Here is a 17,379-nt window from a genome sequence, read left to right as displayed (position 1 = left end):
GCCTGCGGGGCCTGGGCGGCCTGCTCCGGGACCGTCAGCACGGCGGCCTCGGCACCCGCGGAGCCGTCCGGTACGACCGCCGAGAGCGCCGCCCCGGCGCGTCCGCGGCGCCGGGCCGTGCGCAAGCCCACCACGTCCACCGCGGCCGAGGAGGCGGCCGTCATGGTCGTCCCGTCGGCCCCGGCGGAGGACGCGGGCGAGACCGCGGCCGTGGCGGAGACCGAGGCGGACACCGCCGAGGAGACCGCCCCGGCCAAGAAGGCGGCGGCCCGCAAGACGGCCAAGAAAGCGACGGCGAAGAAGGCCGCCACCAAGAAGACCGCGACCAAGAAGACGACGACCGCGAAGAAGACCACGGCCAAGAAGGCGGCCAAGACGACGACCGCCAAGAAGGCCACGGCCAAGAAGACGGCGTCGAAGAAGACCGCGGCGGCTGCCCAGCAGACGCCGTCCTCGGTCACGGCCGCCACCGACGAGGGCTGATCCGGCCGCCTGTCGCAGCACGTGTGGTCCTGTCCGGTCCGGAGTCCGCTGGGATTCCGTCCGGACAGGACCACACGTTTCGGACCGCACGTTTTCCCGGACGTCCCCGGGCGCATCATCACCGCACAGCCGTGCCACCGACCCGACCCGACCCCGCCTTCCCGACCCCGCGAGGAGAGCAGATCACGTGCCGGTACTGACGAGGCTCATCCCCTCGCCGCTCGTAGTGGACATCCGTCCGGGCGCGCTCGACGACCTGGCGAGTGTCCTCGCGGACCAGCGGATCTCCCAGTCCGGAAAGCTCGCCGTGGCGATCAGCGACGGCTCGGGAGCCCGCCTGCGCCGGAGACTGGCGCCGTCCCTGCCCGGCGCCGACTGGTTCGAGGTCGGCGGCGGCACCATCGACGACGCGGTGCGGCTGGCCGACGGCATGAAGGCGAGCCGCTACGACGCGATCGTCGGACTCGGCGGCGGCAAGGTCATCGACTGCGCCAAGTTCGCCGCGGCCCGCGTCGGTCTGCCCATGGTCGCCGTGGCCACCAACCTCTCCCACGACGGCATCTGCTCGCCGGTGTCGATACTCGACAACGACGCCGGTCGCGGTTCGTACGGCGTGCCGACGCCCATCGCGCTCGTCGTCGACCTCGCGGTGATCCGCGAGGCGCCGATCCGCTTCGTGCGCTCCGGGATCGGTGACGCCGTCTCCAACATCTCCGCGGTCGCCGACTGGGAGCTGGCCCACCGGGTCAACGGCGAGAAGGTCGACGGCCTCGCCGCCGCCCTGGCCCGGCAGGCCGGCGAGGCCGTGCTGCGCCACCCCGGAGGCTGCGGCGACGACGGGTTCCTGACCGTGCTGACCGAGGGCCTGATGCTGTCCGGCATCGCCATGTCGATCGCCGGGCACACCCGTCCCTCGTCCGGCGCCTGCCACGAGATCAGCCACGCGCTCGACCTGCTGTATCCGAGGCGCGCGGCGAGCCACGGCGAGCAGGTGGGCATCGGCGCGGCCTTCGCGACGTATCTGCGCGGCGACCTCGAGGGCTCCCTGCTGATGGCCGGGACACTGCGTCGGCACGGGCTGCCCGTGGTGGCCCGGGAGATCGGGTTCGACGACGAGGAGTTCGTGCGGGCCGTGGAGTTCGCGCCGCAGACCCGGCCCGGCCGGTACACGGTGCTGGAGCATCTCGACCTGTCGCCCGCGCGGGCCCAGGAGGCGTACGCCGAGTACGTCGCGGCGGTCGCCGGCTGAGGTGGCGACGGGGCGACGGCCGGGGCGACCGGGCCCGGTTTGACCCCTGTCGTGCGGCCCCGTAATCTTGAGCGTCGGCGTGTCGACTGACGCGTCACATCCCCGTAAACCCTTCTTCCTTCCGGGTGCGGGCCCTGACGGGCCCCGGCCGGGAGAGGCTGTCCGCGTTTCCACCGGGCGGCTGGACTGCGGGGGTGCCGTTCCAGAGCGAGAGAGTGAGATCCGCGTGTACGCCATCGTGCGCAGCGGTGGTCGCCAGCACAAGGTTGCTGTCGGCGACATCGTTGAGGTTGACAAGATTTCCACCGCCCAGGTCGGCGACACGGTCGAGCTCTCGACCCTGCTCGTCGTTGACGGCGACGCTGTGACCAGCGACCCGTGGGTGCTGGCCGGCATCAAGGTCCAGGCCGAGGTCGTGGACCACCACAAGGGCCAGAAGATCGACATTCTGCGCTACAAGAACAAGACCGGCTACCGCCGTCGTCAGGGCCACCGCCAGCAGTACACGGCGATCAAGGTCACTGAGATCCCCGCGGCTGCGAAGTAAGGGACTGAGAACAGATGGCACACAAGAAGGGCGCATCGTCCACTCGGAACGGTCGCGACTCCAATGCCCAGCGGCTCGGCGTGAAGCGCTTCGGCGGTCAGGCCGTCAACGCGGGTGAGATCCTGGTCCGCCAGCGCGGCACCCACTTCCACCCGGGCGCCGGCGTCGGCCGTGGCGGCGACGACACGCTGTTCGCCCTGCAGGCCGGTGCGGTGCAGTTCGGCACCCACCGTGGCCGCAAGGTCGTGAACATCGTTCCGGTCGCCTGATCGGAAACTTTCGCGAGGCGGACCTCACTTCCCTCCATGGGAAGCGGGTCCGCCTTTCGCGTGTTACCCAAGAGACACCCACGAGACATTTCCGCAGTAAGTAGTAACCGGTAACTGGAGGCACATCCCATGACCACCTTCGTGGACCGCGTCGAGCTGCACGTCGCCGCGGGTAGCGGAGGCCACGGCTGTGCCTCCGTCCACCGTGAGAAGTTCAAGCCGCTCGGCGGCCCGGACGGCGGCAACGGCGGCCGTGGCGGCGACGTGATCCTCACCGTCGACCAGTCGGTGACCACGCTCCTCGACTACCACCACTCGCCGCACCGCAAGGCCACCAACGGCAAGCCCGGCGAGGGCGGCAACCGCTCCGGCAAGGACGGTCAGGACCTGGTCCTGCCCGTGCCCGACGGCACCGTGGTCCTCGACAGGGCGGGCAACGTCCTCGCCGACCTGGTGGGCCAGGGCACCTCCTACGTCGCCGCGCAGGGCGGCCGGGGCGGTCTCGGCAACGCGGCGCTGGCCTCCGCACGGCGCAAGGCGCCCGGCTTCGCGCTGCTCGGTGTGCCCGGCGACCTCCAGGACATCCAGCTGGAGCTGAAGACCGTCGCCGACGTGGCGCTGGTCGGCTACCCGAGCGCCGGCAAGTCCTCGCTGATCTCGGTGCTGAGCGCGGCCAAGCCGAAGATCGCCGACTACCCCTTCACGACGCTCGTCCCGAACCTGGGCGTGGTGACGGCGGGCTCGACCGTCTACACCGTCGCCGACGTCCCCGGTCTGATCCCCGGCGCCAGCCAGGGCAAGGGCCTCGGTCTGGAGTTCCTGCGGCACGTGGAGCGGTGCAGCGTGCTGGTGCACGTGCTGGACACGGCGACGCTGGAGTCCGAGCGCGACCCGGTCTCCGACCTGGACGTCATCGAGGCGGAGCTGCGCGAGTACGGCGGGCTGGACAACCGGCCCCGGATCGTCGTCCTCAACAAGATCGACGTGCCCGACGGCAAGGACCTCGCCGAGATGGTCCGGCCGGACCTGGAGGCGCGTGGGTACCGCGTCTTCGAGGTGTCCGCGGTGGCCCACATGGGTCTCAAGGAGCTGTCCTTCGCGCTGGCCGAGCTGGTGGGCAACGCGCGCGCCGCCCGGCCCAAGGACGAGGCCACGCGGATCGTCATCCGGCCCAAGGCCGTGGACGACGCGGGCTTCTCCGTCACCCGCGAGGAGGACGGCCTGTTCCGGGTGCGCGGCGAGAAGCCCGAACGCTGGGTGCGTCAGACCGACTTCAACAACGACGAGGCTGTCGGCTACCTCGCCGACCGGCTCAACCGCCTCGGTGTCGAGGACAAGTTGATGAAGGCGGGTGCCCGCAACGGCGACGGCGTGGCCATCGGCCCCGAGGACAACGCGGTCGTCTTCGACTGGGAGCCGTCGGTGACGGCCGGCGCCGAGATGCTCGGCCGCCGAGGCGAGGACCACCGCTTCGAGGCGCCCCGCCCGGCCGCCCAGCGCCGCCGGGAACGCGACGCCGAACGCGACGAGGCGGAGCGGGAGTTCGACGGTTTCGAGCCCTTCTAGGCTCGGTACCCGGCTCCTCGCAAGACGGTCAGGCCCTGCGGGCGGCAGCACGCCGTCCGCAGGGTTACACAGGTGTGTCTGGGCCGTGATCCGCTGTCGAACATCAATGTGTACGTTGTGAGGAGGATGTGGTCACAGCTGCGTGGCCAGGGGTGGGTGAGCGGACTGACCAGCCGTTGCCCGAAAGCAGAGAGAAGCCGCCAAGTGAAGATCGCATTTCTCGTCCGGGACCTGTGCCACATGGGGGGCGTGGTCAGCGCGACGCAGAACCTCGCGGGGGCGCTCGCCGAGCGGCACGACGTCGAGATCGTGGCCCTGCGCAAGGTGCGCGACGAGTCGTACTTCCCGCTGGACCCGCGGGTCTCCGTCCGGGTGCTCAGTGACATGCGTCCGCACTCGCCGGTCTCCGACGTGGACGACCCGCTGTCCGACAAGTTCCCGCTGATCTACCCGCTCAACACCGGTGCCAAGACGCCGGTGGTGAGCAGGCTCGCGGAACTCAGGCTCCTGGAGTACCTGGAGACCACCGACGCCGACGTCGTCGTCAGCTCCAGCCCGCGGAACACGATCATGCTGGCGCAGGCGCGCGGTGACTACCTGAAGGTCACTCAGGAACACTCGATGCCCGCCATCTACGCCACGGACATCAAGGAACGCCTCTTCCCCGCCTACCGGTCCCTGGACGTCCTCACGGCGCTCACCCCGGAGGAGGTCGCCGCCATCGGCAAGCAGGTGCCCGCGGTCGCCAACCGCCTCGCGGTGATGCCCAACTGCGTACCCGCGTCCACCACCAGGGCCACCGGCACCAACAAGGTCGTGGTCTGCGCCGGGCACCTGACCGGCAACAAGAACCACGCCCTCCTGATCGAGGCCTTCGCCAAGGTCCACGCCGTCGCGCCGGACTGGACGCTGCGCATCTACGGCCACGGCGCCGAGAAGAACAAGCTGCGCGCCCGTATCGAGGAGCTGGGGCTCTCCAACAGCATCCTGCTGATGGGCCAGACCTCGCCGGTCACCCCGGAGTTCGGCAAGGGCTCGGTCTTCGTCCTGCCCTCCAAGCGCGAGGCGTTCGGCAACGTCCTCGTCGAGGCGATGGCCGCCGGGCTGCCGGTCGTCGCCACGGACGCCGACCACGGGCCGCGCAACATCCTCACCGACGGCGAGGACGGGCTGATCGTCCCGCGCGATGACGTGGACGCGATGGCGGAGGCGATCCGGAGCCTCGTCCAGGACGACGGGCTGCGGCAGAAGATGGCCGCCGCCGCCGTCCGCAACGCCGAGCGCTTCCACGAGCGGGCCAGCCGCGAACGCTTCGAGGCCATCATCGAGGAGGCCCTCGCCCGCAAGGAGCTGCCCCGCCACGCCACGGCCCGCGTGGACCGGCAGGGCTCCGTCCACGTCGCCGTGGGCACGCTGCCGCCGAGCGCCGGGCAGGCCGACCTCGTGCTGCGCAAGGGCGCCGCCGCGGCCGGCGAGCACCGGTTCCCGTTCTCCGCCGAGGGCGACGCCGTCGTGCCCTGGGACGCCGGGCTGCCGCACGGCACCTGGGAACTGACCCTGGCCACCCGCGAGGGCGACCGCGAGGTGGCACTCGGCACCGACGGCTACGGCTTGGACACCCGGGACCTGCTCGCCGTGGAGCTGCCGCGCCCGCAGGGGCCGGCCCTGGCGGTGCTGCTGCCGCACCTGCACGAGGACGGCGGGTTGCGGCTGCGCAGCGCGCTGCGCGACGTCCACGCCGAGGTCGGCCCGGTCAGGGTCGACGAGCGGACCATCGCCGTACACGCCGAGCTGTGGGGCGCCCGGGTGGCCGCGGGCGCCGTCGTGGAGGCAGTGCACCGCCGGGACAAGGAGCGCGTGCTGACCTTCCCGCTGCGCGACGAGGGCGACGGCCGGGTGGCGGTGGACATCGACTGCGCGACGCTGGTCGGCGAGCACACCGACACCGACGAGAAGGAAGTCATCTGGGACTTCTCGCTGCGCACCGCACCCGGAGCGCCCCGGGTGCAGCTGGCCAAGCTCGCGACCGACGTACTGGCGCCGATCAACGTCTTCACCTTCCCGCGCCCGGTGATCAGCGAGGCCGTGGCGGCGGGGCCGACGGTACTGACCCGGGCGGTGCGCAAGTCCCGCCGGGCACTCGGCCGGACCCCCGCGCCGCTGCCGCCCACCCGCCGGCGTACGGAACTGCGGCCCTACTTCACCGCCGCCTGCCAGTTCGCGGTGAAGACGGTGCGGCTCTGACCCCGTACCGCACAGCGCGAGAGGGCGGGGCCCGGAGGAGACGTTCCTCCGGGCCCCGTCCTCTCGCGCTTTATGCCGCTCAGCCCTCCCGGGCCTGCTCCAGCATCCGGTCGACGACCCGCGCGGACGCGTTGCCGTCGTCCAGGTCGCAGAACAGGTGGTGGAAGCGGTCGAACCGGTCCTGGTACTCCGCCTGGACCTGGTCGATGTCCCGGATCGCGTCGACCAGCTCCTTGGAGTTGTCGATCAGCGGGCCGGGGGAGTCCTGCTCGAAGTCGAAGTAGAACCCGCGCAGCGTGTCCCGGTAGTGCTCCAGGTCGTACGTGAAGAACAGCATCGGCCGCTTCAGGTGCGCGTAGTCGAACATCACCGACGAGTAGTCCGTGATCATGATGTCCGCCGCGAGGTAGAGGTCGGCGATGTCCGGGTACTCCGAGGCGTCCCACACGAACCCGTTGCCCGCGCCCGGCACCGCGTCCACCACGTTGGAGTGGCGGCGGATCAGCAGCACGTGGTCGTCACCCAGGCGGCGCTGGGCGTCCTCGAGGTCGATGCGCAGGTCGAACAGGTACTGGCCGGCGCTGTGCGACTGGTCGTCGCGCCAGGTCGGCGCGTACAGGACGACCTTCTTGCCCTCGGGCAGACCGAGCGCCTTCCTGACCCGCGCCGCGATCGCGTCCTTGTCGGGCGAGTACAGGTAGTCGTTGCGGGGGTAGCCCGCCTCCTGGATCTCCCCGTCGTAGGAGAACGCCCGCTTGAGGATCGGCGTGCTGAAGCGGTTGGAGGAGACGAGCAGGCTCCACTGCTTGGCCTCCAGCGCCAGCTTCTCCTGGTAGCGCCGGTCGAAGTGCAGCGTGTCGATGTCGTGCCCGATCTTCTTCAGCATCGTGCCGTGCCAGGTCTGCACGATGGACTGGCCGGGCCGGCGCTCGATCCAGTCGGGAAGGTGGGCGTTGGTGACGATGTAGCGGCTGGAGGCCAGCGCCTCGTACCACTCCCGGCCCCACATGCGGACCGGCTCGACACCCTCCGGCAGCACGACCTGGCCGTCGCGGACCGCCCACAGGTGCTTCAGGCCCGAGTCGCGGCGCTTCAGCTCCTCGTACATCGCGCGCGGGCTGTCCGAGAACTGCTTGCCGTTGTAGCTCAGGTAGAAGACCTGGTCCTTCAGCGGCTGCTGGAACAGCGGCTCGTACACCTCACTGCGCAGCTGCCGCTGGCGGTACGGGCCGCGCTCCAGGTCGCTCAGCTCGGAGCGGGCGTTGAGCTGCGGGAAGTCGCCCCAGCGGTTCTCCAGCCAGTAGCGGCGGCCACCGAGTTCGGCCTGGACCGGGAAGGAGTCCGCGGCCAGGCGGTCGACCACGAAGGGCACGTCGGGCGCGCTCTCGTCCTCGGGCCGCAGAAAGAGGTTCCAGCGGCCGGCGCGCAGCGGGACGTCGCCCTTGCCGCCGAGCCGGGACGGGTCGAAGGACACCTCGAAGCGGCCGTCCTCCAGCCAGCGGGTCTCGACGAACCGCTCCTCGTAGCGGTTGCGCGGCTTGAGCAGGAAGCGGGAGCCGGTCAGCCGCGGGTCGGCGTGCCCGGTGAGGGCTATCCGGCCGTCGCGCACGGTGGCGGTGTCGATCAGGGCACGGCGGGTGCGGCCGGAGAACTTCAGGAAGCCGGTGTGGCCGGCCACCACGGCCAGCTCGACCAGGTGCGCCTGGCTGCCGAGTGACGCGGGCAGCGGGAACTCGGCGTCGGACAGCCCCTCCTGCATCACGGTGCCGAACCGGCGCTCCTTGCCCTGCGGGTCGGTCGCGACCAGCACCGTGGACCAGGTGCGCTTCTCCGGCTGGGCCTTCTCGTCGACGCCCTCGTGGAAGACGAGCGCCACGTCGGCCACCGGCACCTCGACCGAGAACGCCTGTCCGACGCCCTCGCGGGTCACGGTGACGGGGTACTCGAGAGTCTCGGCGCCCTTCTGGTTCTTGACCCGCAGGACCACCTGCTCGTCCGAGGCGAGCGGCTCGCGGATCTCACCGGTGACCTTGATCCGGTCGCCCTCCAGGGCGCGGCCGGTGATCAGGGCGCGGACCTTCTCGATGCGCAGCTTCAGGGCGCCGCGCTCGACGGACGGCAGCAGCCGGAAGTCGGGGCTCAGCCAGTGGTACGGCGGGAAGTTGCAGGACGCGCCGCCGCTGGAGTGGACGGCGTGGCGCCGCACCAGGCCGGAGGAGAAGATGCCGAGGCCCACGTGCCACACGGCCTCCTGCCACTCGCCGCCCTTGCGGAGCCGGGCGGGGTCGATGGTGACCTCCCAGCCGGCCCAGTCGTAGTTGTAGCGGTCCTGGCCGGAGTCGGTGGTGACCTCGGGGCGCGGGACGTTGCGGGCCGGCAGCAGGATGCGGCGGCGGGAGCGGTCCTTGCGGAGCTGGAGCACCTTGACCGAGGCCTTGCGCGACGACTGGTCGATCTTGTCGATCCAGGCGTTGCCGGACAGCAGGAGCTTGCCCCCGGACCAGCTCACGTTCTGCAGCGGCGCGCGCATGTTCAGGTGCTGGTCGATGCGCAGCGCCTCCTTGGGCAGGTGCAGGTCGGCACCTTCCAGGGAGGGCCACGAGGCGTACTTGCGGACCAGGCCGCTGACCTCGGGCGTCTCGCGGCGGCGCTGGCCGGCCAGCAGGGCGATCAGCTCCTCCATCTGGTGCTTGCGCACCAGCAGCCACTGCACGCGCAGCTCGGCCGGGAGGTCCATGACGACCTTGGGGTCGATGCTGTCGAGGAACCGGTTCGCCGAGCGCAGGAACTCGGCCCGGTACTCCTCGTCGCCGTCCGGCACCACGTTGAGGAACAGCCGCAGGTCGTCACGGAGGACACGGGTGTCGTACTCGCGCTTGAGGCGGGCGTACGTCTCACCGGGCTGCTCGGCGAGGAAGGCGCTGATCTCCATCACGGACGTGACGCGGTCGCGCACACCCGCCGGGTCGGTGCGGCGCTGCGTGATCGACGGGGCGGACTCGCCCTCGCGCAGCCGCCAGTAGTAGCAGGGCTCCGAGATGACGTCGACGCTCTCGGCCAGGTAGTGGGCCCGCATCGTGACCGGGGTGTCCTCGTACAGCCGGCCCTCGGGGAAGGCGAAGCCGTTCCTCTCCCAGAAGGTGCGGCGGAAGACCTTGTTGCACGCGATGCGGTCGGCGACGAGCTTGGCGTAGCGGGATATGTGGGTGCCCACCCGGGCCTCGCCTGCCAGCATCCGCATCAGCGGGACCTGCCAGGACTTCTCGCCCCTGAGATGGAAGACGTTGCCCGTGGCGAAGTCCGAGCCGCTCTCGTCGAGGCTGCCGACCATGAGCCGGTAGGCGTCCGGCGGTATCAGGTCGTCGCTGTCGACGAAGGTCAGGAACTCCGAGTCCGGCGCCAGGTGGGCCATGCCGGTGTTGCGGGCGGCGCCGAGGCCGCCGTTCTCCTTGCGTATGAGCTTGAAGCGCGCGTCGCGGGAGGCGTACTCCTCGGCGATGGCGGCGGAGCCGTCCGGTGAGCCGTCGTCCACCATCAGGACCTCGAAGTCGCGGAAGGTCTGTGCCGCGAGCGAGTCCAGACAGGCGGGGAGGTAACGCTCCACGTCGTAGATGGGGACGATGACACTGAGCCGAGGGGCCATGGCTTGGTGATCTCCTTTCGGGGTCAGGCCCGCTCGACCAGTTCGAGCGACTGGGCGGGGGTCGGGGCGTGGGGGCGTTCGTCGAACGGGACGATGGGCAGCAGGCTCTCTTCACCGAGGAAGACGCGTCGCACGACGCGTTCGGCTGCGTGTCCGTCGTCGAATTCGCAGAAACGCCGGCGGAAGGCGTCCCGGCGCTCGGTCGTGTCCCGGCTGTCGTACTCGCCCGAGGCGAGCAGCCGCAGCAGCTCGGCCTGGGTGGTGGCCACCGCGCCGGGCGGTTCCTGGAGCAGGTCGAAGTAGGTGCCGCGCACCGCGGAGTAGACGTCCCAGTCGGGGACGTAGCTGATGATCGGGCGGTCCAGTACGGCGTAGTCGAACATCGCCGAGGAGTAGTCCGTGATCAGGGCGTCCGCGGCGAGGTACAGCTCCTCCACCCGGGCGTGCCCGGAGACGTCGACGATGCGGCCGGTGCGGCGCAGTTCGGCGACGTGCGGGGAGGTGCCGTAGAAGTAGTGGCCGCGCACCAGCAGGGTCACGTCCGGCCCGAGTTCGTCGGCGATCCGCGCCAGGTCCAGCGGCGGGGTAAACCCCGGCTGGTACTCGCGGTGCGTCGGCATGTACAGGAACGCCTTGGCGCCGTCGGCCAGCCCCAGTGCCGCGCGCGCCGCGCGCACGTCCTCGGTCGTGGCGTTCACGAGGGCGTCGTTGCGCGGGTAGCCGGTCTCCAGCGTCGTGTACGAGCAGGGGTAGACCCGCTCCCAGATCACGGTCGAGAACCGGTTGGCACTGATGCTGAAGTCCCAGCGGTCGCACCGCTCCAGGAGCTTCTCGAAGTCCATGTCGGTGGAGGCCGGGAACTTCTGCTGGTCCAGGCCCATGGTCTTCAGCGGGGTGCCGTGGTGGGTCTGCACATGGACCTGGCCCTCCCGCTTCACCACGGAGTCCGGGAAGTTCACGTTGTTCACGAGGTACTTGGCGCGGGCCAGGGCCGCCCAGTACTCGCGGGAGCCCACCCGCACGACCCGCACGCCCTTGGGCACCTGCGCCGCGTTCTCCGCGCGGACCGCCCACACGCGTCGCATGTGCGGGGCCAGCCGGGCCAGTTCGGCGTCGATGGCGGCGGGGTTGCAGGAGACGCTGCGGCTCCAGTAGGCGGAGAACAGCACCAGGTTGTCGTCCAGCGGCAGCCTGAGCTGGGACTGGTAGAACGCGCCCATGGCACCGCGCTTGGACCGGTTGAGCGCGGTACGGGTGCGGGTCTTGACCCGCTGGCGCAACTTCACCGCCGCGAGCGCGCTCACCATGGTCGTGTACGCGTCGCGCTCCAGCATCCCGTACTTGTGACCGCGGCCCCCGGCGGGCCGTGTGAAGCCCTTGGGCAGGCGGGCGCGGTAGTCGGCCGAGGCGCGGTGGAAGAACTCCGCCCGCGCGTCCTGCGGCAGGCGGCCCGGACGCTCCAGGACGGTCAGGTAGTGGTCGGCCATCTTGCGGAACAACGGGCCGCGCCACTCGGCGAGTTCCTCGTGCGCGTCGAGGTAGTCGAAGACCCGCTGGTACTGGTCGAAGACGTCGAAGTGCTTGCGGCTGACGGTCTTGAGGATGTTGCCGCCCTCGCGGCGCTGCCGGTAGCGCACGCAGACACGGTCCAGTACGGCGATCCGCTCGGCGCTGATCAGGGAGCAGAACGTCCAGGGGGCGTCCTCGTAGTACCCGGGCGGGAAGGTGAGGCCGGTCCGGGTGACGAAGTCGCGCCGGTAGGCCTTGTTCCAGACGATCTGCAGCAGGTCTAGCAGCTTGGGGCGCTCGGCGAGGGAGAAGACGTCCGGGCCGTCCTGCTTGAGGAGATCGGCCCGCAGGTTCGGGCGGACCCTGCCGTCCCAGTAGGTGCGGGCGTAGTCGAAGACCAGAATCTCGGGATTGTCCGTGGCGTCGAGCCGGTCGCGAATGGCGGACAAGGCACCGTCGGACAACGTGTCGTCACTGTCCAGGAACAACACGTAATCACCCGTGGCCTTTTCCAGCCCCGCGTTGCGCGCACGCCCCAGGCCCACGTTTTCCGTGAGGTGAATCACATGAATCCGGGAGTCCCGTTTCGCGTACTCGTCGAGAATGGCCCCTGACCCGTCCGGCGAACAGTCGTCGACCGCGATGATCTCGAAGTCCGTGCAGTCCTGTCCGAGTACGGAGTCAAGGCACTCGGGCAGATAGCCCTGCACCTTGTACACGGGGACGACGAGAGAGAGTTTGGGCATCCTTACAACCTGTTCCGAGAACTGACCACGGGACCGCGGGCTGGGACCGGAACGCGTTCCGGGCGCCGTTGGGGCCTGGAGCGCGCCGCCGCATCAGCGTAAAGGATTCACGCGGAGTTTCCGCTGGCACGGTAGTCGGACCGTCTGTGCCCTGCCACAGCGGGAAATGGCCGGGGCGAGAGGCCCGAATCCATCGCTTCGAAGCGGCTGGAGAACTTCCTCACATTCGGCCCCCCTGTCCTCTTTATTGACTTCCGACGCCTTTCGCCCCATGTGCCCGACTCGATTTTCCGGGGCGCACGGACGAGTCTGCACCCAGAGACACAGACCTGGGAGGCATGAGGATGAGCTGGCTGGTCACGGGCGGAGCCGGGTACATCGGAGCGCATGTGGTGCGCGCCCTGGCCGACGGCGGTGAACGCGTGGTCGTGTACGACGACCTGTCCACCGGCAGCACCGACCGCGTGCCCGGCGGGGTGCCGCTGGTCGTCGGCAGCGTGCTGGACCGGGCGGCGCTGGAGGACGCGATTCGTGACCATGCTGTGACAGGTGTCGTGCACATCGCGGCCAAGAAACAGGTCGGGGAGTCGGTGGAGCGGCCGCTCCACTACTACCGGGAGAACGTGACGGGCCTGGCGACCCTCCTGGAGGCCATGACGTCGACCGGCGTCGGCCGCCTCGTCTTCTCCTCCTCCGCGGCCGTCTACGGCATGCCCGATGTGGACCTCGTCACGGAGGACACCCCCTGCCTGCCGATGAGCCCCTACGGCGAGACCAAGCTGATCGGCGAGTGGCTGATCAACGCCGCCGCCCGGGCCCACGGCATCCGCGCGGCGTCCCTGCGCTACTTCAACGTCGCGGGCGCGGCCGCCCCCGAACTGGCCGACTCCGGCGTCTTCAACCTCATCCCCATGGTCTTCGAGCGCCTGGAGGCGGGTGACGCCCCGCGCGTCTTCGGTGACGACTACGCCACGCCGGACGGCACCTGCGTACGGGACTACATCCACGTCGAGGACATCGCCTCCGCCCACCTCGCGGCGGCCCGGCGCCTGACGGACGCCCCCGAGGGAACGTCTCTCACCCTCAACATCGGGCGCGGTGAGGGCAGTTCGGTCCGGGAGATGGTGGACCGCATCCTCAAGGTCACCGGCAGGCAGGACGTCGCCCCGCACGTGACCGAACGCCGTCCCGGCGACCCGGCCCGCGTGGTCGCCTCCGCCGACCGCGCCCACGGGGAACTCGGCTGGTCGGCACGGCACGACCTGGACGACATGATCGACTCCGCCTGGCAGGGCTGGCGCCACCACCACGGCTGACCGCCACGGCTGACCGCCGGGGTGGCCGCCGGGGGGTGAACGGGGGCCGCCCCCGGCGGGTCGGGCCTCGCGGGTCGGGCCTCGCGGGTCGGGCCTTCGCGGGTCGGGCTTCGTAGGTCGGGCCTTCGGGTCAGGCCCGGATCAGGCTCCCACGAGTCAGGCCCCGGCGTGCGGCCCGCCGCGACTGCCCGCGGGCAGCGCAGGAGGCCGCCCCGGCGGATCAGGCCCCGGCGCGCTGCGCGCCGTGGCTGCCCGCGGGCAGCGGTGCCGGCTGCTGTCGCGGGCCCGGGAGCGCGAGTTCCGTGGTGAGCCGCTCCGCCATCCGCGCCCGGTGTTCCCCGGCCGCCGCGCACAGAGCTCCCACCGCCCGAGCGAAACGCTCCTGGGGCGGCGGCTCGGCCGGGCCCAGCAGGCGCAGGGCCAACGCGGCGCGCTCCTCGGCCAGTTCGTCGCGTTCCGGATGCCGGACCGAGTCCAGCAGCTCCGGCACCCCGGCCGCGTCCGGCGTCAGCACGGTCGCCGCCGCCACCGTCGGGAACGACTTGCGGAACCCGTCCTCGGCCAGCCCGCTGGTGTTGGCCACCGCGTACGGCTTGCCGCTCGCCAGGAAGTCGCTGATCACGCTCGACACGTCACTGATCAGCAGGTCGGCCCGGTTGAAGCAGGCGTACAGCGGCGGCCGGGCGTCCGTGACGACCTGGTGCTCCCACTCGGGCAGCGAGGCCCAGTACGCCTCCTCCCAGGCGGCTGTCGCCCGCGACACCGCCCCGGCCCTCCCGGGCTCCGGCGCGGACCGGCGCAGCATCCGCTCCGCCTGGTCGGCGGCCGACCGGAATTCGGCAGCGGTGAGCCGGTCCAGCTCCGCCGTCCGCCGGGCCAGCTCGCCGGCCGCCGACGCCCCCGGCCGGGGTCCGCTCCGCTCCCGGTTCGCCGCCCGCACCAGCTCCCGGATGCGCAGATCGGCGGCCCCGGCCAGCGGATCCACCGATCCCGTCAGCGGATGCGGCTTGTACAGCAGCCGTACCCCCGGGTCCGCGAGCAGCGCCCGCACGAGGTTCTCGCCGGCCTCTACGACCGACGTGTTGCCGGGGTTGCCGTCCCAGCCCTCCCACGTCGGTGCGTACAGGACGGTCGTGAACGTCCCCGGGGCGGGCGGGCCCGCGTACGGCCGTACGGCGTCCAGCTGCGGGCGGCCGATCTCCACCACGTCCTTGTCCTCGACGCCGACCTCCGCCAGCGCGTACCGCTCGCGCGCCGCGGGACCGGCCACCCACACCTCGTCGTAGGCCTTCGCGTACGGGTTGCACGAGGACAGCTTGTCGCTCTCCCCGTGGTTGACGAAGGCGTGCTTGATCGTGGGGATGCGCAGGACCTGCGAGGTCTTCCCGGAGTTGGAGGGGTGCAGGAGGACCCGGAGCGTGGAGTGCTCCAGGCGCATCAGTGTGGACACCTTCGGCAGGCACACGACCGGGATGTCGGTCGCCGCGATCCGCTGCACCATGAACCGCTCCCGCAGCACGATCACCGGCCGTCCCTCCAGCCGCGCGAGGGGCTCCAGCCACATGTTGGCCTGGTAGGCCGAGGACGCCCCGCCCGAGAAGTACAGGCCGACGGTGGGCCGGTACTCCGCCAGCCACGCGTCGAACCAGTCGAGCACCTCCTGCTCGCCGGCCGGCCGGCGCCCCGGCGGCAGCCGCAGGAGCAGCGCGCCGAGGCCCGTCAGCGCCACCGACAGGGACAGCGCCAGACCCGCCGCGCCGTACACCGGCGCGTCGGTGGCCGCCGTCGCCAGCAGCCCGGCCGTCGCCGGCAGCCCGAACGCCGCCAGCCGGTGCCCGGGGCGGCGCAGCAGCAGCGGAGGCGCGGGGGTAAGCCGCAGCGCCGAGGCGTCGATGTTGCGGGTCACCACGGGCAGCGTCCGGGTGCGCCGGACCAGGACGGACACCGCCTGGATCGCCCAGTGCAGCCCGTAGAAGACGAGCAGCCCGGCGACGAGGGGGGCGTACACCGTCTCCCGGTGCTGCTCGCCGAGCCGCAGCAGGCCCACCACGAGCAGCAGGTCCCGCAGCACGTGCCGCACCGTGACGTCGGCGTGCGACTTGGCGAACAGCGACACCATGCCCCGCTGCCAGCGGTACAGCACCGCCTCGGCGGCCAGCGAACCGGCGGTCGCCGCCAGCAGCAGCGGCACGTGCGGCAGCAGCGCCCCCACGGCCTGCGCGGCGAAGGCGGCCGCCAGCACACCGAGGACGAGCAGCTTCACGGCGGTCCGCCGGCGGGGGAGCGCGAGTCGCAGGAGACGAGGGCGGGGAAGGGTGAACCGGACGGGCCCCCGGCGGGGGGCAGGGCGGCGGGGAAGACTGCGGCGGGGCAGGGATAGGGGCACTGCGGTCGCTCCAGGCTTGCTCGTCGCGCATCGGACATCCGGGTTAACGGCGGCCGACCTCCGGACGACACGCGCGTGTTGACGGCCCCCTCGACCCGGTGGGCGCCGCAGCCCCTGTCCAGGCCCCTGTCCGCAGCCTGGACCGCGGCGCGGGACGCGGCCCCGTTCGCGTAGATTGCCTGGCGAGCGCCCGGATCGGCGCGCGTCGACGGGAGAGGGCGGGCGGCAACAGTGGCTGGGGCAAGGCAGGCCGTGGGCGAGGCCCGCAGGATCGTCGTCAAGGTCGGTTCCTCCTCGCTGACCACCGCGGCGGGCGGCCTGGACGCCGACCGGGTCGACGCGCTCGTCGACGTCCTGGCCAAGGTGCGGGGCGCGGACAAGGAGGTCGTCCTCGTCTCCTCCGGCGCCATCGCCGCCGGGCTCGCCCCGCTGGGTCTGCGCCGCCGCCCCAGGGACCTGGCCCGCCAGCAGGCCGCCGCCAGCGTCGGCCAGGGCCTGCTGGTCGCCCGCTACACCGCGTCCTTCGCCCGCTACGGCGTCCGCGTCGGCCAGGTGCTGCTGACCAGCGACGACATGAGCCGCCGCGCCCACCACCGCAACGCCTCCCGCACCCTCGACAAGCTGCTGGCGATGGGCGCGTTCCCCATCGTCAACGAGAACGACACCGTCGCCACCGACGAGATCCGCTTCGGCGACAACGACCGGCTCGCCGCCCTCGTCGCCCACCTGGTCCGCGCCGACCTGCTGGTGCTGCTGTCCGACGTGGACGGCGTGTACGACGGCGACCCGAGCAGGCCGGGCACCTCGCGGCTGGCGGAGGTGCGGGAGACGGCCGACCTCGCGGGCGTCGACATGGGCAGCGCGGGCAAGGCAGGCGTCGGCACCGGCGGCATGGCCACCAAGGTCGAGGCGGCCCGGATCGCCGCCGCCGCCGGCATCCCCGTGGTGCTGACCAGCGCGGTCCACGCGGCCGACGCCCTGGCCGGCAAGGACACCGGCACCTACTTCCACACCACCGGCAAGCGGTCGGCCGACCGGCTGCTGTGGCTCCAGCACGCCTCCACTCCGCAAGGGGCGCTCGTCCTGGACGAGGGGGCGGTGCGCGCGGTCGTCGAGGGCCGCAAGTCGCTGCTGCCGGCCGGGATCGCCGGCGTCGAGGGCGAGTTCGCCGCGGGCGACCCGGTCGAGTTGCGGGACGGCGCCGGGCGCGCGGTGGCCCGGGGGCTCGTCAGCTTCGACGCCAAGGAACTGCCCCGGCTGCTCGGCCGCTCCACCCGGGAACTCGCGCGTGAACTCGGACCGGCGTACGAACGCGAGGTCGTACACAGGGACGATCTGGTGATCCTGCACCCGTAATGGGCCGAAACGTCCTCGAATCGGCGGTGGACGTTCCGCAAAACCGCCCCGCGATCTTGCGCGGC

The 17,379-nt window shown here is 71.5% G+C and carries 11 protein-coding genes; 8 read left to right on the top strand and 3 right to left on the bottom strand.

The annotated features are described in order from the left end of the window. The first annotated feature begins 162 nt into the window (after window positions 1-162). The 6 genes from EBH09_RS12170 (at window position 163) to EBH09_RS12145 (ending at window position 6,358) form a co-directional block, all read left to right on the top strand. Entirely contained in the window at window positions 163-483 is a 321-nt protein-coding gene (locus tag EBH09_RS12170) for a hypothetical protein (RefSeq protein WP_274595136.1), read from the top strand. 187 nt (window positions 484-670) lie between these two features. Further along, a complete protein-coding gene (locus tag EBH09_RS12165; protein ID WP_193776250.1) occupies window positions 671-1,732 on the top strand; it encodes an iron-containing alcohol dehydrogenase family protein in 1,062 nt (353 codons plus the stop codon). Window positions 1,733-1,958: 226 nt separating this feature from the next. Further along, window positions 1,959-2,279, top strand: coding sequence for a 50S ribosomal protein L21 (rplU, locus tag EBH09_RS12160; protein WP_007449531.1), 321 nt, complete (start codon window positions 1,959-1,961; stop codon window positions 2,277-2,279). A 14-nt stretch (window positions 2,280-2,293) separates the two neighbouring features. Further along, window positions 2,294-2,548: a 50S ribosomal protein L27 gene (gene rpmA, locus EBH09_RS12155; protein ID WP_003976205.1), complete on the top strand. Its 255-nt coding sequence runs from the start codon at window positions 2,294-2,296 to the stop codon at window positions 2,546-2,548. 129 nt (window positions 2,549-2,677) lie between these two features. Then, on the top strand, window positions 2,678-4,114 hold the full coding sequence (obgE, locus tag EBH09_RS12150) for a GTPase ObgE (RefSeq protein ID WP_121746994.1): 1,437 nt from the start codon (window positions 2,678-2,680) through the stop codon (window positions 4,112-4,114). A gap of 204 nt (window positions 4,115-4,318) precedes the next feature. Continuing rightward, window positions 4,319-6,358, top strand: coding sequence for a glycosyltransferase family 4 protein (locus EBH09_RS12145; protein WP_238697278.1), 2,040 nt, complete (start codon window positions 4,319-4,321; stop codon window positions 6,356-6,358). Window positions 6,359-6,437: 79 nt separating this feature from the next. Here the strand turns inward: EBH09_RS12145 and EBH09_RS12140 are convergent, their stop codons facing one another. Both EBH09_RS12140 and EBH09_RS12135 read right to left on the bottom strand, forming a co-directional pair. Further along, entirely contained in the window at window positions 6,438-10,001 is a 3,564-nt protein-coding gene (locus EBH09_RS12140; protein WP_121746993.1) for a bifunctional glycosyltransferase/CDP-glycerol:glycerophosphate glycerophosphotransferase, read from the bottom strand. 23 nt (window positions 10,002-10,024) lie between these two features. After that, window positions 10,025-12,256, bottom strand: coding sequence for a bifunctional glycosyltransferase/CDP-glycerol:glycerophosphate glycerophosphotransferase (locus tag EBH09_RS12135; RefSeq protein WP_121746992.1), 2,232 nt, complete (start codon window positions 12,254-12,256; stop codon window positions 10,025-10,027). Window positions 12,257-12,600: 344 nt separating this feature from the next. Here EBH09_RS12135 and galE point away from each other — a divergent pair, with 344 nt between their 5' ends. Next, on the top strand, window positions 12,601-13,572 hold the full coding sequence (galE, locus tag EBH09_RS12130; protein ID WP_121746991.1) for a UDP-glucose 4-epimerase GalE: 972 nt from the start codon (window positions 12,601-12,603) through the stop codon (window positions 13,570-13,572). 220 nt (window positions 13,573-13,792) lie between these two features. Here the strand turns inward: galE and EBH09_RS12125 are convergent, their stop codons facing one another. Further along, window positions 13,793-15,835, bottom strand: a complete 2,043-nt coding sequence (locus tag EBH09_RS12125) for a hypothetical protein (RefSeq protein ID WP_193776249.1) — start codon at window positions 15,833-15,835, stop codon at window positions 13,793-13,795. Between the two features lie 354 nt (window positions 15,836-16,189). On the opposite strand from EBH09_RS12125, the gene proB reads away from it, so the two are divergent. Continuing rightward, window positions 16,190-17,314 carry a glutamate 5-kinase gene (proB, locus tag EBH09_RS12120; RefSeq protein ID WP_121746989.1) on the top strand — a complete coding sequence of 375 codons (1,125 nt, stop codon included), beginning with the start codon at window positions 16,190-16,192 and terminating at the stop codon, window positions 17,312-17,314. Window positions 17,315-17,379 lie beyond the last annotated feature (65 nt).

The organism is Streptomyces sp. E2N166 (assembly GCF_003671715.1).
Classification (GTDB): domain Bacteria; phylum Actinomycetota; class Actinomycetes; order Streptomycetales; family Streptomycetaceae; genus Streptomyces; species Streptomyces thinghirensis.
Note: the sequence above shows the minus strand (reverse complement) of the source record. Positions and strands in the feature narration are given on the sequence as shown.